This is a genomic window from Micromonospora sp. B11E3 (assembly GCF_039871625.1).
Lineage (GTDB): Bacteria > Actinomycetota > Actinomycetes > Mycobacteriales > Micromonosporaceae > Micromonospora.
This window is the reverse complement of the sequence record NZ_JBDPMC010000065.1, coordinates 15,976-39,316: the sequence shown is the minus strand read 5'-3', so window position 1 is coordinate 39,316 and position 23,341 is coordinate 15,976. Positions and strand designations below refer to the sequence as shown.

Annotated in this window: 20 protein-coding genes; 6 read left to right on the top strand and 14 right to left on the bottom strand. The window is 74.3% G+C overall.

The features are described from left to right. From ABGB16_RS25885 to ABGB16_RS25840, 10 genes are all read right to left on the bottom strand, one after another. Positions 1 to 169 (bottom strand): transposase (locus ABGB16_RS25885; RefSeq protein WP_347670692.1); only part of this gene is annotated, 169 nt, incomplete at its 3' end. 143 nt (positions 170 to 312) lie between these two features. Then, a complete protein-coding gene (locus ABGB16_RS25880) occupies positions 313 to 1,821 on the bottom strand; it encodes a glycosyltransferase (RefSeq protein ID WP_347670688.1) in 1,509 nt (502 codons plus the stop codon). Further along, positions 1,818 to 2,537, bottom strand: a complete 720-nt coding sequence (locus ABGB16_RS25875; protein WP_347670687.1) for a dolichyl-phosphate beta-glucosyltransferase — start codon at positions 2,535 to 2,537, stop codon at positions 1,818 to 1,820. The genes ABGB16_RS25880 and ABGB16_RS25875 overlap by 4 nt, the downstream gene beginning before the upstream one ends. Beyond that, positions 2,534 to 3,805: a glycosyltransferase 87 family protein gene (locus ABGB16_RS25870; protein WP_347670686.1), complete on the bottom strand. Its 1,272-nt coding sequence runs from the start codon at positions 3,803 to 3,805 to the stop codon at positions 2,534 to 2,536. Before ABGB16_RS25870 ends, ABGB16_RS25875 begins: the two co-directional genes overlap by 4 nt. Then, entirely contained in the window at positions 3,805 to 5,073 is a 1,269-nt protein-coding gene (locus ABGB16_RS25865; RefSeq protein WP_347670685.1) for an endonuclease/exonuclease/phosphatase family protein, read from the bottom strand. The genes ABGB16_RS25870 and ABGB16_RS25865 overlap by 1 nt, the downstream gene beginning before the upstream one ends. Continuing rightward, positions 5,070 to 6,098 (bottom strand): glycosyltransferase, encoded by a 1,029-nt coding sequence (locus tag ABGB16_RS25860; RefSeq protein WP_347670691.1) that lies wholly within the window; start codon positions 6,096 to 6,098, stop codon positions 5,070 to 5,072. Before ABGB16_RS25860 ends, ABGB16_RS25865 begins: the two co-directional genes overlap by 4 nt. Before the next feature lie 24 nt (positions 6,099 to 6,122). Beyond that, positions 6,123 to 7,148, bottom strand: a complete 1,026-nt coding sequence (locus ABGB16_RS25855) for a UbiA prenyltransferase family protein (protein ID WP_347670684.1) — start codon at positions 7,146 to 7,148, stop codon at positions 6,123 to 6,125. A gap of 68 nt (positions 7,149 to 7,216) precedes the next feature. Beyond that, positions 7,217 to 8,248, bottom strand: coding sequence for an NAD-dependent epimerase/dehydratase family protein (locus ABGB16_RS25850; protein ID WP_347670683.1), 1,032 nt, complete (start codon positions 8,246 to 8,248; stop codon positions 7,217 to 7,219). Continuing rightward, on the bottom strand, positions 8,242 to 9,564 hold the full coding sequence (locus tag ABGB16_RS25845) for an aminotransferase class III-fold pyridoxal phosphate-dependent enzyme (protein WP_347670690.1): 1,323 nt from the start codon (positions 9,562 to 9,564) through the stop codon (positions 8,242 to 8,244). Before ABGB16_RS25845 ends, ABGB16_RS25850 begins: the two co-directional genes overlap by 7 nt. Before the next feature lie 110 nt (positions 9,565 to 9,674). After that, positions 9,675 to 10,784, bottom strand: coding sequence for a lysylphosphatidylglycerol synthase domain-containing protein (locus ABGB16_RS25840; protein ID WP_347670682.1), 1,110 nt, complete (start codon positions 10,782 to 10,784; stop codon positions 9,675 to 9,677). A gap of 145 nt (positions 10,785 to 10,929) precedes the next feature. Between ABGB16_RS25840 and ABGB16_RS25835 the strand changes: the two genes are divergently transcribed. Next, complete coding sequence (locus tag ABGB16_RS25835; protein ID WP_347670681.1) at positions 10,930 to 13,851, top strand: BTAD domain-containing putative transcriptional regulator; 2,922 nt, start codon at positions 10,930 to 10,932, stop codon at positions 13,849 to 13,851. Positions 13,852 to 13,934: 83 nt separating this feature from the next. On the opposite strand, the gene ABGB16_RS25830 is transcribed toward ABGB16_RS25835, so the two are convergent. Further along, positions 13,935 to 14,408 (bottom strand): SRPBCC family protein, encoded by a 474-nt coding sequence (locus ABGB16_RS25830; RefSeq protein ID WP_347670680.1) that lies wholly within the window; start codon positions 14,406 to 14,408, stop codon positions 13,935 to 13,937. Positions 14,409 to 14,499: 91 nt separating this feature from the next. Here ABGB16_RS25830 and ABGB16_RS25825 point away from each other — a divergent pair, with 91 nt between their 5' ends. After that, on the top strand, positions 14,500 to 14,943 hold the full coding sequence (locus ABGB16_RS25825) for a phage holin family protein (protein WP_347670679.1): 444 nt from the start codon (positions 14,500 to 14,502) through the stop codon (positions 14,941 to 14,943). Continuing rightward, the gene (locus ABGB16_RS25820; RefSeq protein WP_347670678.1) at positions 14,940 to 15,776 is read left to right on the top strand and encodes a hypothetical protein; all 837 of its coding nucleotides are present in this window, start codon (positions 14,940 to 14,942) and stop codon (positions 15,774 to 15,776) included. The genes ABGB16_RS25825 and ABGB16_RS25820 overlap by 4 nt, the downstream gene beginning before the upstream one ends. A gap of 96 nt (positions 15,777 to 15,872) precedes the next feature. On the opposite strand, the gene ABGB16_RS25815 is transcribed toward ABGB16_RS25820, so the two are convergent. From ABGB16_RS25815 to ABGB16_RS25805, 3 genes are all read right to left on the bottom strand, one after another. Next, positions 15,873 to 16,016: an ALQxL family class IV lanthipeptide gene (locus tag ABGB16_RS25815; protein WP_347670677.1), complete on the bottom strand. Its 144-nt coding sequence runs from the start codon at positions 16,014 to 16,016 to the stop codon at positions 15,873 to 15,875. 92 nt (positions 16,017 to 16,108) lie between these two features. Continuing rightward, positions 16,109 to 18,853 (bottom strand): class IV lanthionine synthetase LanL, encoded by a 2,745-nt coding sequence (gene lanL / locus ABGB16_RS25810; RefSeq protein WP_347670676.1) that lies wholly within the window; start codon positions 18,851 to 18,853, stop codon positions 16,109 to 16,111. A gap of 25 nt (positions 18,854 to 18,878) precedes the next feature. After that, positions 18,879 to 19,901 carry a radical SAM protein gene (locus ABGB16_RS25805; RefSeq protein WP_347670675.1) on the bottom strand — a complete coding sequence of 341 codons (1,023 nt, stop codon included), beginning with the start codon at positions 19,899 to 19,901 and terminating at the stop codon, positions 18,879 to 18,881. A gap of 456 nt (positions 19,902 to 20,357) precedes the next feature. Here ABGB16_RS25805 and ABGB16_RS25800 point away from each other — a divergent pair, with 456 nt between their 5' ends. From ABGB16_RS25800 to ABGB16_RS25790, 3 genes are all read left to right on the top strand, one after another. Further along, complete coding sequence (locus ABGB16_RS25800) at positions 20,358 to 21,350, top strand: iron ABC transporter permease (protein WP_347670674.1); 993 nt, start codon at positions 20,358 to 20,360, stop codon at positions 21,348 to 21,350. Positions 21,351 to 21,451: 101 nt separating this feature from the next. Beyond that, positions 21,452 to 22,477, top strand: coding sequence for an iron chelate uptake ABC transporter family permease subunit (locus ABGB16_RS25795; protein WP_347670673.1), 1,026 nt, complete (start codon positions 21,452 to 21,454; stop codon positions 22,475 to 22,477). Position 22,478: 1 nt separating this feature from the next. Continuing rightward, the gene (locus ABGB16_RS25790; RefSeq protein WP_347670672.1) at positions 22,479 to 23,270 is read left to right on the top strand and encodes an ABC transporter ATP-binding protein; all 792 of its coding nucleotides are present in this window, start codon (positions 22,479 to 22,481) and stop codon (positions 23,268 to 23,270) included. Positions 23,271 to 23,341: the final 71 nt, after the last annotated feature.

Sequence of the window (23,341 nt, the reverse complement as noted above, 5' to 3'; positions counted from 1 at the left end):
CGAACCGCTCCGGCAGGTCACGCCACGGAATCCCAGTACGTTCCCGATACAAGATCCCCGAGACCGTCGTCCGATGGTCACGCCACCGGCCCCCACGCGGCGGATCCGCTGGCAGCAACGGCGCCAGCAGCGCCCACTCGTCATCGGTCAGCTCATGCCGTCGAGACACGCCAATCTATCTACCGGATCCGCCCCGAAGATCCACGAGACACGCCCTAGTGGTGGCGGCGCCGCGCTGCTCCGCGCCAGGCCGAGCACCGACGCCGTCCCGGGCGAGCTGGCCGACGGGCAGAGGCGTCCGTAGGGCGACGGTCAGGCGTGCTGGACCACGCCGTTGAGCCCGTCGGCGGCGGGCGGCGGCGGGGCCGGCCACGGTTCCAGACCGGGCTGCGGCCACCAGCCGAGGGCGGGCGCCGGGATGGCCCGGCCGGTCGAGGGCAGGTGGGCCCCGGGGCCGGCGAGCAGGTCCAGGTCGGTCGCGAGCCGCACGGACGTGACGTGGGCGCCCTGCCGGTGCAGAGCCGAGTGGGCGTCGGCCTCGTCGCAGCCGTGCAGCAGGACCACCTGCTCGGCCGGGGCCGGGTCCGTCCCGGCGGGCCGGACCTCGTCGGTGACCCGCAGCCGCAGGGCGGCGCCGGCAGGTGGGCGGACGGTGGCGACGGCGCTGATCGTGGGCCGGGCGGTGCGCCGCCCGGCGGTCCGGCCGTCCGCGACCTCGTCGAGCCGGGCGCCGAGCACGCCGGCCAGCAGGTCGGCGGTGCGGTCCCAGCGGAGGACGCCGGCCCACTGCCGGCAGGCGGCGGCGAGGGTGCCGGCGCGCTCGTCGACGGCGAGTTCCTGCAGCGCCTGGGTCAGGGCCCCGCCGAGGCTCTCGACGTCCGGCGTCACCCAGCCGGTCAACCCGTCGACCACGGCGTCCCTGGCGGTCGCCGACGCGGGGGCCAGCGTGGGCACCCCGGCCGTGGCCGCCTCGACGACCGGGTACGACCACGCGGTGTCGCCGGGCGCGGCCAGCACCAGCCACGCCCGGGTCAGCAGGTCGGTCAGCGGTGCGCCGGCCACCGCGCCGTGGAACGTGACGGTGCCGGCCAGGCCGTGCTCGTGGGCGACCCGGCGTACGTGCGGCAGGTGCGGCGCCTCGCCGACGACGTCGACCCGGAGCGCGGGCAGGACGGCAGCGGCCGCCGCCAGGTGCCAGAGCGCCAGCAGCGCGGTGTCCGGGCAGCGGGGCAGCCAGGTCACGACGGTCGGCCGCTCGGCGCGTCGGCGGGTCGGCTCCCCGGGGTCGTCGGCGCCCGGCGGCACCACGAACACCGGGCCGGGCGCCGGCGCCGAGGCAAGCAGGGCGCGACGTACCGAGGGGGACACGGCGACCCAGCGCTCGCCCGGGAACCGCCGGCGGCGGTCCGGCACGGCGGCCGGGTCGTGCACCACCCGCACCGCCGGGACGCTCCGCGGCCACCTGTCCAGCCGGGGCCGCCGGGCGTCCTCGCCGAGCAGGACGGCGTCGACCAGCGGCGTGTCGACCAGCAGCTTCCGCGTGGTCCGCCGTGCTGCCCGTCCCCGGTGGCCGGCGCCGCGGACGACCCGGACGCCGCCCAGCGTCTCGCGTTCGGCGAGCCCGTCGGGGCGTTCGGCGAGCCAGGTGACCTGGACGCCGTCCGCCGCCCAGCGGGTGGCCACGTGGTGCAGGTAGCGTTCCGGACCGGCGGCCTCCGGATGCCGGGGGTCGCGGGGATGCAGGATCAGGACGTGCCGGGCGTGCAGCGGGCCGGCGGCCCGTCGCCCGGCGGGGAACCCGTTCGTCGCACTCGTCGTCAACGCAAAACCCTCCTCATGCCGAGCACCGAGCGGAACGCGTTGAGGCCGTCCCGGGCCGGATTCAGCCGGGAGGCGCGGTCGTCGGTCCAGCGCACCGGCACCTCGACGATCTCGCCGCCGGCGGCGCGGATCCGCAGCAGCAGCTCCACGTCGAAGGCGAAGCCGCTGTCCCGGCACTGGATCAGCGCCCGCTGGACGACCTCCCGGCGGAACACCTTGAAACCGCACTGCGTGTCGTGGATGCCCGGCAGCAGCCGCCAGGTGAGCGCCCGGAAGGCGGCGCCGCCGACGCGGCGCAGCGGTCGCTGGGCGACCACCAGGTTCGCCCCGGCCACGTGCCGGGAGGCGATGGCCGCCGCCGCGCCCCGTTCCAGGTGGGACAGGGCGGCGGTGAGCGTGTCGATCGGGGTGGACAGGTCGGCGTCGGCGTACCCGACCCAGGTGGCCGTGCTGGTCAGCACGCCGCAGCGGACGGCGGCGCCCTTGCCCGGCCGGGTGCAGCCGATCACCTCGACCAGCCCGGTCGGGGCGAGCCGCCGGGCCACCGCCGCCGTGTCGTCGGTGCTGCCGTTGTCGACGACGACGAGCCGGGAGCTCCACGGGGCGCGGGCGAGGAAGGCCACCGCCGCCTGGAGGGTCCGGGGCAGCCGGAGCGCCTCGTTGAACGCGGGAATGACGAGTTCCACGTCGACCGGGGGCCGTCGCGACGGGATCATCGGGCACCTCCGGTCCGGAGCGGAGCGGGCGTGGCCGTCCGGTCGGCGCGGCCGCCGGTCGGCGCGGGGGGTCGGTGGGGCCGGTGCAGGTGGTACGCGACGGCGGCCAGGGCCAGCAGGCCCACCAGCACGTACCCGTTGGCGATCAGCAGGCCCGCGCCGTGGAAGTGCAGGTCGTCGCCGCGCAGCAGCAGGACGACCCAGCCGGTGCTGGCGACGAGGCCGAGCCAGACTCCGCCGGCGGTGACCAGCCCGGCCCGGCGGCGGGCGGGCCAGGAGCGGACGGCGAGCAGCAGCAGGGCCGGCACGAACCAGACCCAGTGGTGGTGCCAGGAGATCGGGGAGACCAGCACGCCGGTCAGCGCGCAGGTCAGCACGCCGAGGAGCTCGTCGCCGGCGCGCGCGGCCCGGGCCGCCAGGGCGAGGCCGGCGACCCCGACGAACGCCGCCAGCAGCAGCCAGAGCACCCGGGGCGGGGTGGCCGTGTCGCCGATCCTGGCCAACGCCCCGTGCAGCGACTGGTTGAACACCCACCGGGGGTCGGCGTTGATCCGTCCGGTCTCGACGGCCGCGCCGGACCAGAACCGCGTCGAGTCGGCGGGGTGCCAGGCGTACCCGACGGCGATCGTGGCCAGGAAGGTCCCGGCGGCGGCCAGCGCGGCCCGGAACCGGCGGGTGACCAGCAGGTAGGCGACGAAGATCAGGGGCGTGAGCTTGACTCCGGCGGCGAGCCCGACGCCGAGGCCGCGCCACCACCGGTCCGGATCGCCGGTGAGGTCGAGCAGCACCACCAGCATCAGGAACAGCCCGACCTGGCCGGCCTGGAGGTGCCCGGAGACCGGGAACGTCGGCAGCGCGGCGACGGTGCCGCCGAGGGTCAGCAGCGCGTGCCGCCGCTCGGGCGTTCCCGGGGCCAGCAGGCGCAGCGCGCGGGCGACCACCGCGGCCAGCGCGAGCACCGACAGCAGGGTCCACAACGCGATGCCGGCGTCGAAGCTGACCGCGGCGAGCGGGCGTAGCAGCAGCGCCGGGAACGGCGGGTAGACGAAGGCCAGGTCGACGCCGGGCACGACACCGCGCAGGACGAGGTCGTACAGGTTCCCGTCGCCGGCCGTCGCCGCCCGCGCCCCCGCCCGGTAGGCGGCCAGGTCGCCCCAGTACCGGCCGGTGGCGCGGTGGGTCACCACGGCCGCGACGGCGATCGGTACGGCCAGCGCCAGCGCCCCCGCCGCCGTGCCCGGCCGCAGCCGCGAACGGAGGCCGGCCATCACTTGTACCCCGCGAGCTGGTCGGCGGCGCAGCCGGCCACCGGCACCACGCCCGGCGGACCCACCGGTGGGGCGGCCGAGGTCGGTCCCCCGGTGGGGGCGAGCACCATCTCCTGCCCGCGGTGGTCCGAGAGCCTCTCCGGGTCGCGCAGGTCGTACCGGTAGGCCCGCATCCGCTGGGTGAACGCCCAGTCCAGCCGCCACAGCGGCGGCGTGTCGAACGGCACGTGCACGGCCGAGGCCGGGCCGCTGACCGGCCAGGTGGCCGGGTAGAGGAACCGCCCGGCGGTCGCCGGGTCGTCGAGCCTGCCGCGCAGCCAGCGCAGGTCGCCCATGGCCGCCGTGGTGTTGAAGTCCCCGGCGACCAGCAGCGGGTTGTCGTTGGCGGCGAGGTCGCGGCGCAAAGCGGCGAACTCGTCGGCCCGGTGCTCCACCCGGGCCCGGACGTCCCGGTAGAAGTTCGCGGTGAGCAGCTTCCGCTCGCCGAGCTGCAACGGGACGTGCAGGTTGTAGACCGACACGGTGCGCTCGCCGACGCGCAGGTCCACGCGGAACGCCCGGCGGGTCAGCGGCTGCCCCGGGAACTGCCGGTGCCAGGAGGCCTCGTGCTCACCGGCGGTGTCGGTGGTCCGGGCGGCGACGACCGGGAACCGGGAGATCGTGATCAGCCCGTTGCAGGCGGCCAGGTAGTGGTCGGGGAACTCGCGGCGCAGCCGGGCGAGGTCGTCGATCGGCAGCGGCTGCGGGCCGACCCAGTTCATGTACTCCTGCAGGACGTACACGTCGGCGTGGCGGGCGGCGAGGAACCGGTAGAAGTGGTCCGGGTCGTCGGTGTTGTCCCAGTAGTTGGTGTTCCACGAGAAGACCCGGATGGCGTCCGGCGGGACGGCCGGCTGCCGCCCGGCGACGAGCGCGCCCGGGTGCAGTCCGCTCTGCCCGGCGCCGAGCAGCAGCGCGACGGCGGACAGGCCGGCGGTGACCTGGACCCAGCGCCGGTCCCGGCGGCGGCCGGGCGGCAGCGCGCCGAGCCCGGCGACCAGCAGCAGCGCCGCCGGCGCCAGCGCGTAGACCGGCGGCGGCACCAGGTCGGGCAGGACCCAGAACCAGAACCGGCCGGTCAGTGCGAGGTGGGCCAGGACGAAGGCCAGCCAGGTCGCGGCGAGCGCCACCACGGCCCGGGCGGACCAGCGCGAGACGGCCCGGCCCGGGCGCCGTCGGGGCCGGGCGACGGCCCCCGGTACGGCGGGAAGGTCGGTGAGGGTGGTCATACCGCCGGCTCCCGGGAGGCGAGCGGGGTGGTGTCGTACAGCCGGCGGAAGCGGTCCGACAGCAGCCACTGGAGGACCCCGGTGCCGGCGGCCACCGCGATGGTCACGTTCACCAGGAAGTGCACCGCGGTGAAGTAGGCCAGGAAGGCCGGGCCCCGTCGGGACAGCACGAAGCGGTACATCCCGGCGTCGGCGGCGACCGAGGCGGCGAGCAGGCCGACCGGCAGCACCGTCCACGCCGGACCGAGCAGCAGCGGCAGCCCGGCGGCCACCACGGCGCCGAGCGCGGCGAGACTGCCCCAGGCGCGGCTGCCGGTCTCGAAGCCCTTGGCGAAGCGGCGTACCCGGGCGTAGAGCGGGATGCGGGCGCGGCCCCGGTGGAAGAGCTTGCGCAGCAGCGTACGCAGGTCGTGGTCGTGGTCGTGCCGGCCGCGCACGGCGGAGGTGAGCAGGAGGCGGTAGCGCTGGGAGAGGCGGTAGCCGTAGTCGACCTCCTCGGTCTGCTTGAGCCGGGCGTTGAACTCCCCGATCTCGGCGAACACCTTCGCCGGGATGGCGCACATGGCCGGGAACAGGAAGGAGACGTCCCCCTCCGAGCTGGCCGACCAGTGGTGGAACTGCAGCGCCCGGTACTCCTCCAGCAGGCTGTCGCGGATCAGCGGGACGGGGTCGGCGATGCCGCAGACGGCGCCGACCCTGGGATCGGACTCCAGGATGGCCACCGCCTTCTCGATGGCGTCCGGCGCGACCATGACGTCGGAGTCGACGAGGAAGAGGATCTCGCCGCGGGCCTCGGCCGCGCCGGTGTTGCGGGCGGCCGCGCACCCTCCGTTCTCGGTACGGCGGATCACCCGCACGCCGAGGGCGTGGGCGACGTCGACGGAGTCGTCGGTGCTGCAGTCGTCCACGACGATGATCTCCACCGGATGGTACGTCTGGTTCAGCAGCGCACGCAGGCACAGCGGCAGGGACGGCGCGTAGTTGTAGTTGGGGACGATGACCGAGACCAGGGGACGCACGCGGATCACCTCGGGGGAACGTGTGGTTTGTCAGCGGGAGGCCAGCAGGGGCCCGGCGACGAACGCGGCCCACATCAACGCGTTGACGAGCATCGCGCGGTCGCGCACCAGGATGCGGGTGGGATCGCCGCCCTGGCGGTGCACCAGGAGGAGTTGCAGGTAGCGGGAGATCCCGAACATCGCGAACGGCGCCGACAGCAGCGGGCCGTACCGGGTGGCGCCGGCGTCGGAGTCCAGGAACAGCAGGTAGGTCGTCACCGCGACGGCCGCGTTGAGCAGGACCAGGTTGTCGATCAGGTGGACGGTGTAGCCGACCAGGGCGGGCCGGTGCTCGGCGCCGGCGACCATGATCTCGTGCCGGCGCTTGCCGAGGGCGAGCACGAGGCAGATGGCGAAGACGCATGTCAGCAGCCAGCCGGAGACGGCCAGCCCGGTGACGGCGTACCCCTGCAGGGCGCGGAGCACGAACCCGGCGGCGAGGGTGAACACGTCGACCAGCGGCACCTGCTTGAGCCGCAGGCTGTAGGCGACGTTGAGGCCCAGGTACAGCCACAGCGGCCAGAACAGCCCCGGTGCCCGGGCCACGGTCGCGGCGAGCAGGCCGGCCAGCCCGACCGCGACCGCCCAGGCCACCGGCACCGGCACCAGCCCCGAGGCGACGGGGCGGTGCCGCTTGACGGGATGCCGGCGGTCGCGGTCCCGGTCGACCACGTCGTTGACGACGTAGACCAGCGCCGAGGCGAGCGTGAAGGCCAGCACCGCCCAGCCGAGCCGGGCCAGCGTCGCCGGGGTCCACGCCCCGGCGGTGAGCAGCGCGACCGGGACCACGAGCACGTTCTTCGGCCACTGTCCGGGCCGCAGCAGGACGGCCAGCGCGCCGGGCAGCCGGGCCAGGCGGGCCAGCCCGGTCGGCGTGACAGGTGGGCCGAGGTCGAGGACGGCGGTGCCGTCGACGCCGGGCGGGCCGGGCTCGGCGGACGGCCCGGGGCGACCGTCGGCGACGGTCGTCCCGGGCGCCGCGCCGCCGAGGTGGACGGCGGACTCGGTAGCACGCATGGGATCTCCAGATGGGACGACACCGAGCGCGTGGGCCCCGCCGGCACCGGCGACGCCACGGGCCACCACTAGAAGAAGACCTTCGCCAGCGAGAGGGCGCCCTGACGCCAGGGCTCCCGGGAGGTCGTCCCGGCCCGCTCGGGCCGGCCGGCGGCGCGCTGCTCGCGCCACCACCGGTACGCGGCCAGCACCGCGTCCCGGTTGGAGTAGCGGGGCTCGAAGCCGAGCTGCTTGCGGGCCCGGTCGATGCTGACGTACGAGTCGGCGAGGAGCTTGTGCAGCAGCCGGTCGTACACCGGGGAGATGTGGGCCGCCCGGAGCAGCCCGAGCGCCGCGACGGCCGGGCGGGCGGGGATCGAGACCACCCGCCTGCCGTGGCCGGCGGCGTCGAGCACGGCCTGGAAGTCCTCCCGGATCGTGCCGAACTCGGCGGCGGCGATGTTGTAGGTGTCGTTGGCGACCTCGTCGGGCGCGGCCAGCGTGAGCAGCACGGCGTCGACCAGGTCGTCCATCGCGCACATCTGGATGCGCACGTCGCCCCGGCCGAGGACCGGGAAGTTGCGCCCCTCGTCGGCCCACTCGAACAGCATGGCGAACAGGCCCATCCGGCCCGGGCCGACGAACGTCTTGGGCCGCAGGACCGGCAGGCACAACCCGCGCGCCCGGAACTCGTCGCAGACCCGTTCGGCGTCGGCCTTCGCGCCGCTGTAGACGTCGACCGGCTCGCGCGGGTACTCCTCGGTCGTCGGCACGACCTTCGGCAGGCCGTACACGGCGGTGGAGGAGATGTGCACCACCCGCGGTACGCCGGCGGCCACCGCGCTGGCCAGCACCGTGCGGGTGCCCTCCACGATCACCGACCGGATCTCCGCCTCGGGATAGCTGGGCAGGGCGGCGGCGGTGTGCACGACGACGTCCGCGCCGGCCATCACCCGCCGCATCGCGGCGGCGTCGCGTACGTCGGCCACGGTGTGTTCCGTGCCGTCCGGTCCCGGCCGCAGGTCGACCGCGTGCGTCCGGTGCCCCTCGGCGCGCAGCCGCTCGACCAGGTTGCCGCCGAGCATGCCGCAGCCGCCGGTCACCACCACCCGGCTCACCACGCCGCCCCCACCTTCTCCTTCACGAAGCCGGTGAGCAGCCGGGTCAGTCCCCGGGACAGCGTGGCGTCGAGGGCGTCCAGGAAGTACTCGACCTCCGCCGGCCCGGCGCTGAGCGTCGGGGCCACCATCAGCGGGTTCTGCCCGTTGGGGCTGTAGTAGGTCATGATCTTGTGCTCGCGGTAGAGGTGGGCGATCACCGACAGGGTGATCAGCTTGGTGCCGAACCGGGGGTCGCCGGAGAAGCCGGGGGCCAGCCGGCTGGCCAGGTTCAGCAGCTTGGGGCCGTTGTCCAGGAACACCCCGTGCAGGGCGCCGACGCCGCTGACCCGCTCCACCGCGTCCGGGTGGTCCTTGGCGATCCGCTCCAGGCCGGGGACGAGCAGGCTCTCGATCTCCCGCGCCCGGCCCGGGTAGTCGTCCTCGACGACGATGTTGACCGCCTCGATCGCGGTGGCGGTCTCCTCGCCGAAGCCGTAGTAGGTGGTGCTGTGCAGGATGACGTCGTTGAGCCGGTCGTACGCCTGCCGGAACACCGGCTCCCGGGCGGTGTAGCCGGAGATGGAGGCCTTGCCGCCGCCGAGCGACTTGGAGTACGTGAGGATGTCCGGCACCAGCCCGGGGTGGCGCATGAAGTAGAACAGGGCGCCGGTCTTGCCCCAGCCGGTGTAGATCTCGTCGAAGATCAGCACGATGTCCTCGGCGGTGCACAGCTCCCGCAGCTCCCGCAGCGCCGCCTCCGGCCAGTAGCGCATGGTGGAGGCGCTGAACGGCTCGACGAGGATCGCGTAGACGTCGCAGCCACCGTCCGCCGTACGCGCGGCGGCCACCGCGGCGCGCACCGCCTCGACGTCGCCGTACGGGTGGACGACGATCCCCGGCAGGCCGGGGAAGCGGAAGTGGTTCTCCAGCGACCCGGTGAGGCTGCCCGAGCCGAGGGTCTTGCCGTGGAAGCTGATGTCGGCCCGCAGGATCGTGTTCCGCTTGCCGCCGTGGTACTTGTACGCCATCTTGATGGCGCCCTCGTTGGCCTCGGCCCCAGAGTTGGGGAAGTACGAGATGTTCAGGTCGCCGGGGAGCAGTTCGGCGACGTTGTGACTGAGCGCGGCCAGGTACGGCGAGAAGAACGCCTTGTGCACCTCCATCCGCCGGGCCTCGGCGAACCGGCGGCGGGCCGCCAGGATCCGGGGATGGTTGTGCCCGTGGTTGAGCACCCCGACGCCGCCGGAGAAGTCGAGCACCCGGGTGCCGTCGCGCATGTGGACCCAGGGGCCCTCGGCGCGGTCGACCAGCTCCCGTCCGAAGCCGAAGGTGGTCATCAGTGACACCTGGCTGCGGCTGACGTAGCGCCGGTAGAGGTCGTGCACCTGCTTGACGCTGAGCTGTTCGCAGTCGTCGATGGTCATGAGCTGGGGCATCGGGTCTCCTCTCATCGTCGGATCGGGTGGGCGGCGTCGGGTCGGGCGGGACGCGGCGGGTCCGGCGCGGGTGCGACGTGGGCGGCACGGTCCGGGGCGGCGGGGCTGGTGCCGGTGGCGTCCGTGGCCTGCCGGGCCCGCAGCACCCGGCCGACGAGCATGGCGATCCCGGCGAGGCCCACCTCGCTGACCAGCACGACCAGTCGGCTGGTCACCGCGGCCACCCCCGCCACCGGCCAGGGCAGGACGCTGGCCAGGGCGAGGACCAGCACCGCTTCCCGGGCGCCCCAACCGTCCGGCAGGAGCACCGCGAACCCGCCCGCCACCGCGGCCAGGCCGAAGGCGCCCACCGCCACCGGCAGGGATCGCAGCGGCGGGGCGCCGAGCAGGGTCACGATGATCCACACGTGGAGGCCGTAGACGGTCCAGGAGGCGAGGCTGAGCGCGATGGCGACCCGTACGGCCCTCGGGCCGGCCTCGGCCACGGCCGGCGCGTCCGGTGCGGGGCGACGGCGCCGCAGCACCCGCAGGACCCGGGTCACCGCCTGGTTCACCAGCGCCGGCCAGGCGAAACAGGCGACGGTCACGGCCAGTGGCACGGTCAGCCAGAGGGCCTGTCCGCCCAGCACGGTCGGGGCCACGACCATTCCCACCGTCGCGCCGCACAGCAACGTCACGCCGAGGTTGAGAAAGAAGCCGATTGTCATGGAGCCGCCCCGTATGCCCAGGGTGCGGCCCATCTCGATCTGCACCAACAGGCCCCAGATCGGTCCGGGAATGAACTTGCCCAACAGTGAGACGAAATAGATCCGCGCACTGTCGACAAGGCCGGGGCGGTGCGCGACGTCAGCCAGTATCCGCCGCCAGGCGGCCATCGCGAGCCACAGTCCCAGCACGGAGGTACCGACCGCGGCCAGCAGATACGGCACCGAACTGGCCCTGGCGAGCACGGCCACGGACTCCCGGGCGCCGCTGCGGAATGTCACCACGACGCCGACGCCGGTCGCCACCAGCAGGACGCCGACGAGGACCGCGTGCCGCAGGCGGCCTCGGCGACCCATTGCCGTACGGCCGCCGCGATCCGCCGGGTCGATATCGACTGATCCGTCGTCTCTGCGCATGGAACGACCATGGGCCACCGTACTTGATTTGCGCCAAACCAATCCTTGAATCGAGAAGGGGCCAGCTTTACTAAGATGCCCGTCGATGTATCTTTTCTGGGATCGCTGTTTCCGGATGCTGGCCCTGCGATGGTGGGGGTGGGATGTGCCTGAGCTGAATCTGCTCGGTCCCGTGGAGTTGCGGGCCGCCGGAATGCAGTTCGACGCGGGGCCGCGCAAGCAACGCACGGTGTTGGCCGCCCTGCTGGTGGACGCCGGTCGCCCCGTGCCGGTGGCGGAGCTCATCGACCGGGTCTGGGACCAGGCGCCCCGGCAGGTACGCGGCGCCCTGCACACCTACGTGACCCGGCTGCGGCGACTGCTGGCGCAGGCGGCCCAGGCCGACGGGACGTCCGCCGACCTCAGCTACCGCGCCGGCGCGTACACCCTCTCCGTCGACCTCGACCGGATCGACCTGCACCGGTTCCTGCGCCTGGTGGAGCAGGGCCGCGCCCCGGGCCTGGCGGACACCGAACGGGCACGCCTGCTGCGCGCCGCGCTGCGCCTCTGGCGTGGCACGCCGCTGGCCGGCCTCTCCGGCAGTTGGGTGGAGCAGGTCGGGGAGACCCTCGCCCAGCAGCGGCTCGCCGCCGTCCTGGCCCTGGCCCCGGCCGAGCTGCGACTGGGCCGGGCCAACGCCGTCGTCGACGAACTGCGCGGGCTGCTCAAGGAGCATCCGCTCAGCGAACCGCTCGCGGCGCAGCTCATGCGGGCGCTGCACCAGGCCGGGCGGGGCGCCGAGGCGCTGGACTGCTTCGCCCGCGTACGCCGCCGGCTCGTCGAGGAACTGGGCACCGAGCCGGGCAGCGAGCTGCGGCGGGTGCACCAGGCACTGCTGCGCGGCGACCCCGACGCACCGCCCCCGGGGCCGGCCGACCGGCAGGCCGCACCGGCGCCGGCCCGCCGCGGTCCGCTCCCGCCCTGCACGCCGGCCCAGCTCCCGCCGGCCGGGCAGGGCTTCACCGGCCGCGACGCCCTGCTGGCCCGGCTGGACGGACTGGCCGACGCCGCCGACCGACGCTCCGGTCCCGTCGTCGTCGCGGTCCTGTCCGGCACCGCCGGCGTGGGCAAGACCGCCCTGGCCGTGCACTGGGCCCACCGCGCCCGGCACCGGTTTCCCGACGGGCAGCTCTACGTCAACCTTCGGGGCTTCGACGTGACGGGATCGGCGATGAGCCCGGGCGAGGCCCTCCGGGGCTTCCTCGACGCGCTGCAGGTGCCCGCCCACCGGATCCCGGCCAGTCTCGACGGGCAGGTGGGCCTCTACCGGAGCCTGCTGGCGGACAAGCGGGTGCTGGTGCTGCTCGACAACGCCCGCGACGCCGAGCAGGTGCGCCCGCTGCTGCCCAGCTCGCCCGGCTGCCTGGTGGTGGTGACCAGCCGCAACCAGCTCTCCGGCCTGGTGGTCGTGGAGGGCGCGCACTCGTTGGTGCTCGACCTGCCGACCATCGCCGAGACCCGGCGGCTGCTGGCCAACCGGCTCGGGTCCGACCGTACGGCCACCCAGCGCTCGGCGGTGGACGACATCATCACCCGCTGCGCCCGGCTGCCCCTGGCGTTGGCCGTCGTGGCGGCGCGGGCCGCGGCGGCGCCGACCTTTCCACTCGACGCGCTCGCCGACGAGCTGCGCGAGGCCCAGGGCGCGCTCGACGCGTTCGCCGGCGGGGACACCACCACCGACGTGCGGACCGTCTTCTCCTGGTCCTACCAGACGCTGAGTCCGCCGGCGGCCCGACTGTTCCGGCTGCTCGCCCTGCACCCGGGGCCGGACATCAGCACCCCCGCGGTGGCCAGCCTGGCCGGGGTGCCGCGGCCGCGGGCCCGCCAGCTGCTGGCCGAACTGCTCAGCGCCCACCTGCTGACCGAGCACGCCCCGCGCCGGTTCAGCATCCACGACCTGCTGCGCGCCTACGCCGGGGAGCTGACCCAGGCACACGACAGCGACGCCGAGCGCTGCACCGTCACCCGGCGGCTGCTCGACCACTACCTGCACAGCGCGTACGCCGCCGTGCTGCTGCTCGACCCGCACCGGACCCGGCCGCCGCTGACGGGCCTCCAGCCCGGGGTCACCCCGGTCCGCCCCACCGACCGGCGGTCGGCCATGGCCTGGCTGCGCACGGAGCGTCCGGTGCTGCTGGCGGTGCTGGCCTACGCGACCCGCACGCAGCACGAGGGCCACATCTGGCAGCTCGCCCAGCTGCTGGCCAGCTGGTTCGAACGGCAGGGCCACTGGCGCGACTGGACGGAGAGCCAGCTCGCGGCGCTCGGCGCCGCCCGACGACTGGGCGACCCGGGCGTGCAGGCGGAGATCCATCGCAGTCTCGGCCGGGCGCGGCTGCGCCAGGGCCGCGTCGAGGAGGGGCACCGCCACCACCGCACCGCGCTGACCCTCGCCACCGCGTCCGGGGACCGGTGCGGTCAGGCCCGCGTCCACGCCGAGCTGGCGGCGGCCTGGCATCCCGGGGTGCCCGCCCGGTACCTGCACCGGCACGTACGGGCCGCGCTCGACCTGGAGCGGGAACTCGGCGACCGGGTGGCCCGCGCCGACGTCCTCGCGACGGTCGGCTGGGCCTGCGCCCAGCTCGGCGAGCACGAGCGGGCCGTCGGCCACTGCCACCGGGCGCTGACCCTGCAGGAGGAGACCGGGGACCGGGCCGGCGCGGCGCTGAGCCGGAGCACGCTCGGTTACGCGTACCACCACCTCGGGCGGCACCGGACCGCGGTGGACTGCCTGCGGGCGGCCGCCATCGAGTTCGGCGAGCTGGGCGACCCGTACCGGGAGGCGACCAGCCTGACCTGGTTGGGCGACAGTCACCGCGCGGCGGGTGAGCTGGACGCGGCAGGGCTGGCCTGGCGGCGGGCGCTGCCCCCGCTGGACCGGATCGACCCGTCCCGCGCCGAACAGGTGCGCGCCCGGTTGCGGGGACTGGAGAGCCGGGAGCTGGTGGCGGTCGGCGTCGGCCCGGCGTACCCCACGGGCGTCGGCGGCGGATGGACCGCCGCGCCCGCCGGGACCGACCAGCTCTGAGCCGCCGGGGCGGCGCGCCGGCGCCACCCGGTCGCGGTTGACCGCCGGTGCCTGGCCGTCGCGCGACGACCCGTCCGCGGCGGTCAGGCGCCCGCCGGCGGCGTCGCCTCCACGAGCCGGGCGAGGTTCGCCAGGGCCATGCGGGTGCCGGACTCGTTGTCGGCGGCGGGAATGGCGTCGGGAATGCCCTCGTGCACGATGAGCACCTCCGTGCCACCGTCCGCGTCGGTCAGGGTGGTGGTCATGGTCATTACGGCGCGCAGCGCGGGGTCGTCGGTCTCGAACTCCAACTCCTCGACCACCTGCTCGTCCGGCACCAGCTTCCGGAAGCGGCCGCGGTAGGTGTCGGTGTGCGCTCCCGACTTGCCGGTGCCGTCACCCGTGTCGTAGGTGAGGGAGACCCGGAACGAGCCCCCCTCGCGGGGGTCGAACTCGTGGACCTGGCTGCTCATGCCGTCCGGCACCCGCCACCGGGCGATGGCGTCGGCGTCGAGCAGCGCCCGGTAGACCAGGTGGCGCGGAGCCCGGATGCGGCGCGAGGACTGCGTCGAGTACATGGTGTGACGCTACCCGCGCCCGATCCCGTGGGCATGCCCGCGGGATTTCGGGGTACGCAGCGGCGCCGACACGAGCCGAGGGGGAGGCGCGATGGGCGACGCCGCAGCACAGCAGTCCGGTGGCCCCGGGAGGTCCGGCAGTGCGACCGACCGGTTGGCGCAGGACGTGGCCGCGGTGGTACGCGAGGAGGTACGCGCGGTGCGCGCGCAGCTGACGGACGCCGCGCGCCCCGCCGGGCTCGCCTTCCTGCTCCTGGCCGCCGCCGGCGGGTGCGCGGTGCTGGGCGTCGGGGCGGCCTCGACGACGGCGCTCCGCGCGCTGGAGGCGTTCCTGCCGAGGAGGCTGGCCGCGGCGGGACTGACCGCCGGCTACCTCACCGCGGCCGTGGTCCTGGCCGGCATGGGCCTGGACCAACTGAGGGCAGCGGGCGGAAGCTCGGCCCGACTGGCCGACCAGGTCAGCGCCGCGGTCTCCGACACCGCGAACCGGGTTCTACCCGCCGGCTCGGCCGCGGCCCGCGACGCGTTGAAGTGAGCTTTGGCTTCGGCCTGGCGATCCTTGCCGCGTTGTGCAGTGCCACCGCCGCCATCCTGCAGTCCATCGGTGCGCGTCGGATCGCGGCCACCAGACACGTCGACCCCAGGCTCTTCTTCCGGCTGGTGCGGAACGCCCCGTACGCCGCTGGGCTGGCGCTGGACGGCGTGACCTCCGTCCTCACCTTCACCGCGCTGCGGACCCTGCCGGTCTTCGTCGTGCAGGCGGTGGTGGCGGCGAACCTGAGCATCGTCGCGCTCGTCGCCATGGTGGCCCTGCGCGTCCGTCTGGACGTCCGGGACTGGGTGGCGATCGGCGGGGTCATCGCCGGCCTGGTGCTGCTGTTGCTGTCCGCCGCCGCCGGGCCGCCGGTCGCGGTGCCGGCCGCGGCCGGTTGGGGGCTGCTCGGTGAGGTGCTCGCGCTCGCCGTCGTGGCGTACCTGGCAAGCCCCCGGATGCGTGGCGCCGGCGTGCCGGGGGTGCTGGCCGGGCTGTCGTTCGGTTCCGCGGCCTTCGGCGCCCGGCTGATCGGCCGGGCGGACTCGGTGAGCGCCGTGGCCACGAGTCCGGCCACCTACGCGGTCGTGCTGGCCGGCTTCGTCGGACTGCTGCTCTATGCCGCCGCGCTGCAACGCGGGACGGTCACCGTCGCCTCCGCCTCGTCCACGGTCGGGCAGACCGTGGTGCCGGCGGTGGTCGGCTGGCTGTTGCTCGGCGACCGGGTGCGGCCCGGCTTCGCGCCGGTGGCGGTGCTGGGCTTCCTGCTCGCCGTCGCCGGCGCGGTGGCGCTCGCCCGGCACGCCCACCCGCACGCGCCGCACCGCGGCGGGTGACCACACAGGCGCCGGCACGCGGCCGACCGTCGGCGCGACGAACGGCCCCGATCGCCCCGGTAGGCCGGCGCCGGCCTACCGGGGCGATCGGTCAACTCACCACCCGCCGGTGGTGAAGCCGCAGCTCGCGACCGTGTCGCAGGTCGCGGCCGAGCAGGACGCGTCGGTGCACGGGAAGCGGCCGTACTCGTCGACCTGCTCCTCCTCCAGCAGCTGGAGGGCGTTGATGTCCATCTCCATGACAATCACCTCCTTCCGTCGTGGTTTCCCGCCGCGCCGACCACGGTGGCCGGGCGCGGAAGTCGCGGTGCCGTCGCGTCGCTGGCCGGCGCTCAGCGGATCCGGGCGAACGCCTCGGGCAGCCACAGCCGGGGACCGCCGTCCCGCAGTCGCAGCAGCAGCGCGAGCACGCCCGCCATGCCGGCGCTGAACTCGGCCAGCACGCTGTTGCGGCTCTCGTCGGGGAGCACCACGCGACCGTCCCGCAGGACGTTCTGCACGTAGCTGCTCGTCACCAGGTCCTCGGCCCACCTGCGGTAGCGTTCGTCGCCGGACGCGTCGGCGAGGTCGAGCAGGAACTCACCGTCCCCGGCGAGCCCGTGGCACTGGCCAGGCCCGGCGTGCCACCGGGATCCGTGGACCGCGCGGGCCGCCTGGTCGAGCAGGTCCAGCCACCGGTCGTCGCCGTCGTGCCGCCACAGCCGGACGAGGAACGTGCCGATCCCCGAGGAGCCGCTGCACCAGTGGGTGAGCAGCTGACCGCCCTTGGGACTGCTGGCCCACCTGGCGCTGCCCCCGCTGACCTCGGCGACCGAGCGCAGCGTCCGTCCCGCCCGCGCCGCGAGGTCCAGGTACCTCTCGTCGCCGGTCGCCCTGCCGACGGCCAGCAGGAACGATGCCACGCCCGCCACGCCGTGCGCGAAGCCGTAGTGGGCCGCGCCGGCCAGCAGGGAGGGGAACTCGGGCGGGACGGGCCAGAGCAGCAGGCCGTCGCGCTCGTGCGCGGCGTCCGCGAGCGCCTCGGCGGCCTGCCCGGCCCGGTCCAGGAACACGTCCCGGCCGGTCACCTCCCACAACCGCAGCTGGGTGAGGCCGGCCCCGGCCGTGCCGTGGCAGACGTCCGGGTTGGGCCAGCGCAGCGGGACCCGCGCGGCCAGGTCGGCGGCCAGGTCCGTCAGCCGCGCGGCGCCGAGCGTCTCCCCGGCCTCCAGCAGCGCCCACGCGGTACCAGACCGCCCGTAGTGCAGCCCGGGCAGGAGCCGGGACTCGTGGCAGATCCGCCGGCTGATCCAGTCCGCCGCGCCGGCCACCGCCGCCCGCAGGGCCTCGTCGGGTTCCGCCTGGTAGGCCCGGACGAGCACCCCGAGCACCCCGGCCGCGCCGTGCTGGACGTTGAGGGGATCGGTCTTCGTCCCGCTCGGCCCGGGCGCCCAGAGCCGGGAGCCCTCCGGCCTCATCGTGGCGACGAGGTGGTCGGTCGCGTCCGCGACGAGCTGCTTCAGGTCGAGGACGTCGGCGTGCGTCCGCTGGCCGACGCGGTCCACCGGCCGGTCCGGCGCGTCGACCCGCGCCGGTTCCGGGTCGTCCCCGGCCAGCGCCGCGGCCACCTCGTCGATCCGGGGCCGCCGGTCGGGGTCGTCGCGGGTCAGCGCCCGGATGACGGGGGCGAGACGCCGGGCTGCCGGGTTGCGCGCCGCCAGCTGGTCCAGCCACCGGCCGAGCCGGTCCTGCCGCGGTCTGTCCCCGGCGTCGTCGCGCACCAGCACCGGGTCGACGGCGCTGGCCAGGTGGAACAGGACCGCGCCGAGCGCGTACAGGTCCGCGGCCACCGGCACGGGCCCGACGGGAGCGCCGCCGGTCTGCTCCGGCGCGCCGTAGCCGGGGGTGAACAGCCGGGGTACGGTCGCGCCGACGGGTACGAGCGCCTCCAGGTCGATCAGGCGCAGGCCGTCGTCGGTGACCATGATGTTGTTGGGACTGAGGTCCCGCAGGACGAAACCTTCCTGGTGTACGCGCCGGACCAGCTCGACGAGGTCGCGGGCGGTCCGGAGCACCTCCGGCAGCGGTACGCCCCAGGCAGGCCCGCCGTCGTCCGGTACCACGGTCGTCGACACCCACTGGCGCAGCGTGGTGCCCGGCAGTTGCTCCTGGACGAGGAACAGGTCGCCCTGCTGCTCGAAGAGGTCGACCAACCGGGCGGTGAACCCGGTGGCGGCGAATCGCCGGAGCATCTCCGCCTCGTGCCGCCGGCGGTCCCGCACCTCTCCGCCGAAGATGTCGGCGCCGGCGTGCGGGCGGGCCTGCTTGACGATCACGGCCGCTCCGGTGGACTGGTCCGTCGCGCGGTACACGCTGCCGGGGAAGTCGTGCCGGATCACCTGGTGCACCCGGTAGCGCCCGTTGAGCAGCACCGGCCGCGGGGCGCCGCCGGTCTCGGCGGGGGTGGGGTCGACGGGAGCGAACGGGTCCCGGGGCGCCCAGCCCGGCGGGGTGAACCACGCCTTGCGCTGGTCGGGTACCAGGCTCCCGTCGGGGGCCACGAGCATCGCCTCGCGCATCCCGTCGTTGCTCAACATCGGCACCCCGCCGTACACGCCGAAGCGGTAGTGCACCAGGCTGCCGGGCCGGTAGGGCCGGTCGGAGAGGACGCCCGGGCCGGGCAGACCCAACGTGGCCTGGTGGAGCTCCTCGGCGAGGTCGCGCAGCTCGTCGTCCGGCAGACCCGGGTAGACGGTGACGAACTTGCCGCCGGCGCCGCGCTCCGCGTGCCGGGAGCCCTGTTCCCGTACGCGGTCGAGGGTGCGGGCGAACTTGAAGCTACGGCCGGCGCGGACCAGGACGTCCGCCACCCGGGACAGCACCAGCGGCGCCGACAGCGGAGTGGCCGAGACGTGCAGCTTCCAGCCCTGCACCGGCTGTCGCTGGCCGGGTGGCTGCACGTGGCACCAGAAGTCGCCCGGCTCGACCCGCCACCCGGTGGCGTCGGCCCGGCGCAGCGCCGCGCGCACGCAGTCGACGAGGATGGTCTCGTCCGCGGGCCGGTCGGCGCGGCGCGCGGCGGCGACGGTCAGTTCCATGGGGTTCACCTCGTTCTTCCCGCCGTCACAGCGCGGGGCGGCGGTCGATGCGGGCGCGTACCTCGGCGGAGCCGAAGTGCCGGTCGAGCAGGCGGGTCGCCTCGGCCCAGTCGCTCATGGTGCGTACCGGCGCGAGCGTCCGCCGGACGAACGGATCACTCCAGCGGGCCACCGCCCGCTGCCAGAGCAGTTGGGCGGGCTCCTCCAGCAGGGTGCCGACCGTGCCCTCGTAGATGGGCATCGCGCGTACGGCGCCGTCGGGCTCGACCTGCATGATCGAGGCGGCTCGGCCGGCGGCGACGAGGTCCGGGCGCATCAGCAGACTCAGGTTGTCCGTCGTCGACACCGCCACCGTGGTCGGCGCGAGCGCCTGGAGCCGGCGAACGCGGTCCGGGTCGACGAGCAGTTGGACCTCGGCGTCGGTGAGCAGTTCCTTACGGTCGAAGCCGACCCGACTCGCGAGCCCGCTCGGCACTGCGGCGCCGAAGGCCAGGAAGCCGAGCCGGGGAAATTGCGGGGCGACGACGCGGCACATGTCATCCAATTGCCCGCTGTTGCTCTGGAGGACCGCGTACTCGATTCCGAGCCGCGCGGCATAGGGCCTTTCCGTGAGGATCTTCCGCGCCGCCGAATCCAATTGTGCGAGCGCATTCATCGCGCTGGCGAAGGAACCGGGACGACGCCGGATGGTGTCGTGCACCTCGGCGGTCGCGCCGTCGATACTCACGATCACCTGGTGGAAGGAGCGCATCAACCGGTCGGCGACCTCGGGGGTGATCCCCCAGCCGCTGGTGTAGACGATGGCGCCGATCCGCGCCTGCCGCAGCCGCGCGACGATGTCGAAGATCTCCTTGACCAGCAGCGGCTCGCCGCCGGCGAGCACGACGGACCTGGGCCTGAGCTCGACGAGGGCGTCGGTCACCCGCAGCAGGTCGGCCTGCTTCAGTTGGCGGGACGGACGCCGGCCGGATTCGGAGTAGCAGTGCACGCACCGCAACGGGCAGGCGTAGGTGATGTCCCAGACGACGTTCTCCGGACGCTCCTCCATGCCCACCTGCTCCCTTGGTCGAGACCGAACCCGCCGGCGAAGCCGTCACCGGCTGGCGAAAGGTTTACGGAAAAATTGGGAGCCTGAAAGTAACTTTCGCTCCCTGTCGCAATGCTTGCCGAACTCAGGCAGCGGTTTCAACTGACTGACCGTTAGCTGACAGAGGCGGCGCATCGACCCGCCGCGCACCACGGTTGAAAATCCTCGATAACGGTCATTCTTGACGCCGTGGCGCCCGCTGGCGCACCCCGACGCCGTCCGGGTCGCGGTGACGGGGCGCGACCGGCGAGCCGGATGCGCGGGCCGCCGCGCCACCGGGCGGACGAGGGGTGTCGGAGCCTCGCGCGCCGGCGGGTTGGGTCTTTGTTAGGTATGCCTTATCTTACTTTGGTGTCCGTCGTTCGTGATTCCGTGCCGGCAGGTCGATCCGATGCCGTGAGGTGGCGTCGGCCTGCGGTGCTGTCGGTACTGGTCCTGGCCGTTGCGCTTGCGGCGTTCGCCAGCCTGGCGGTCGGCTCGAAGACCGTGCCACTGTCTGATGTGCTCGCGGCGCTCGGTGGCGACCGGTCGGGTAACGCGCTCGTGGTCTCGGCGCTGCGCTTCCCGCGGACGCTGCTGGGCCTGCTGGTCGGGTTGGCGCTGGGATTGGCCGGCGCACTCGCTCAGGAGCTGACCCGAAATCCGTTGGCCGATCCGGGATTGTTGGGTATCTCGGCTGGTGCGGCGGTGGCGGTGGCGGCGGCCATCGGGGTGTTGGGAGTCACGTCACCGTACGAATACGTGTGGTTCGCGTTCGTCGGGGCGGCCTGCGCCGGCGCTCTGGTCTACGTCATCGGTGGCGCGGGGCAGAATTCGGCGCGCAGTGGTGGCGCGTCGCCCGTGAAACTCGCGCTGGCGGGGGCCGCGGTCACCGCCCTGCTCGGCAGCTTCACGTACGCGTTGGTGCTGCTCGATGTGCGCACCTTGGACGAGTACCGGTTCTGGGCGGTGGGATCTCTCGCTGGCCGCGACGGCGCGCTCGCCGCCCAGTTGAGCCCGTTCGTCCTCGTCGGCGCAGTCATGACCCTGGCCCTCGTGCCGCGGCTCAACGCTCTGGCGCTCGGCGATGACGTGGCCAGCGCCCTCGGTGTGCAGGTCGGCGCCACCCGGGTGCTGGGTGCCGTTTCGGTCATCCTGTTGACCGGGGCGGCCGTGGCGGCGGCCGGGCCGGTGACGTTCGTCGGCTTGGTGGTTCCGCATGTGGTGCGGGCGTTCACCGGTCCTGACCTGCGCTGGCTGCTGCCCTGTTCGGCGCTTGGCGGTGCGGTGCTGCTGCTGGGCGCCGACACGGTGGGGCGGATTCTGGACCATCCCGCTGAGGTTCAGGCAGGTGTGGTGACCGCCCTGATCGGGGCGCCGTTCCTCATCGCGCTGGTCAAGCGCGGCGCGCTTCGGGAGCACACGCGATGAACGGTCTCCAGCTTCGTGACGCGCGGGCCGAACAGCGGCCGGTCCGGGCGGGCCGGAGACTCTACCGGTCCGCTGGGCGGATTGGCTGGCAGTTCGGCCCGATGGGCGGTGTGCTGCGGCCCAGGGTGATCGCGGTGCTCGCCGCGGTGCTGGCCGCCGTCGCCGGCTGCCTGGTGGCCTCGGTTTCGCTGGGCGAGTTCCCGATCCCGCTCCGCGATGTCGTGGGCGCGCTCACCGGTGTCGGTGGCGCGGACGCCGCGCTGATCGTGGTGGAGTTGCGGCTGCCGCGGGCCCTCACCGGACTGTTGGTCGGCTGCGCGTTCGGTCTGGCCGGGGCGCTGTTTCAGGCGGTGACCCGCAATCCGCTGGCCAGCCCCGACCTGATCGGCGTCTCGGCTGGAGCGAGCGCGGGTGGAGTGGGTGCCATCCTGCTGGGTGGCGTCGCGGCGGCGGGGGCGGGATCATACGCGGCGGTACCCACCGGCGCGTTGGTGGGGGCCCTGGCGGCGGCGGGCTTCATCTATGCGATGGCGTATCGGGCCGGCACGATCACGGGGTACCGGTTCGTACTGGTCGGTCTGGGCGTGCACGGTGCCCTCTCGGCGCTGACCGCGTGGCTGCTGGCACGGGCCGACATCGACCAGGCGTCGCGGGCGATGGTGTGGCTGACCGGCAGCCTCAACGGGCGCGGCTTCGAGCACGCCGGCTGGGTCGGTCTCGCGCTGTTGACCCTGGTGCCCGTCGCGGTCGGGCTGATCCGGCCGTACCAGTTGGCGCAGTACGACGAGGACACCGCGCGAGGGCTTGGGCTGCCGGTGGGCCGGGCACGGATGTTGCTGTTGGTGGCCGGGGTGGGGCTGGCGGCGGTGGCCACGGCGGCGGCGGGGCCCGTGGCGTTCGTGGCGCTGGCCGCGCCGCAGATCGCCCGGCGGCTGACCGGCGGCGCGAGCCTGCCGTTGCTCACCAGCGGATTCGTCGGTGCCGCGCTTCTGCTCGGTGCGGACCTGCTCGCCCGGCTGGTGTTCGCGCCGATCGAACTGCCGGTCGGCATCGTCACGGGGGCCGTTGGCGCGCCGTACCTGATGTGGTTGCTCGCTCGGGCGCAGCGGGCTGGAACGGGAGGGTGACATGACGGCGCTGCGAGGCAGTGACCTGCGTCTGGCCTACGGCGATCGGATCGTCGCCGATGACCTCGATGTGGATGTGCCGGCGGGCCGCGTGAGTGTCCTGGTCGGCCCCAACGCGTGCGGCAAGTCCACCGCGCTGCGGGCTCTGGCTCGGCTGCTGGCACCCACCCGCGGGGTGGTCTACCTGGGTGAGGAGCCCATCCACGGCCTCGCCGGGCGCGACCTGGCCCGCCGGCTCGCGTTGCTGCCTCAGGCCCCGGCCGCCCCGGAGGGCATCACCGTTCGGGAACTGGTCGCCCGGGGCCGTACCCCGCATCAGACGTGGTGGCGGCAGTGGTCGAGGGCCGATGAACTGGTCGTCGACGACGCGTTGCGGGCCACCGGCACCACCGAGCTGGCGGACCGGGTGCTCGACGAGTTGTCGGGTGGGCAGCGGCAGCGGGTGTGGATCGCGATGGCGCTGGCCCAGGACACACCGACACTGCTGCTCGACGAGCCGACGACCTACCTCGACCTGGCCTTCCAGGTCGACGTCCTGGAGCTGGTCCGCGAGTTGAACAACCGGCGCGGCACCACGGTGGTGATGGTGCTGCACGACCTCAACCAGGCGTGCCGGTACGCCGACCACCTGGTGGCGATGCGGGCCGGCCGCGTCGTCGCCGCCGGGCCCCCGGCGGAGGTGGTGACCCCGGCGCTGGTACGGGAGGTGTTCGGCTTGGACTGTCGCATCATCACCTGCCCGGTGGCCGGCACGCCGATCGTGATACCGGAAGGACGTCGGGTCAGAGTGTGAAGGCCCCCGGACGCCAATCCCCGATCCAGCCACCGGTGCCGGTCTCCGGCAGCCCCTTCTCAAGCAATGTA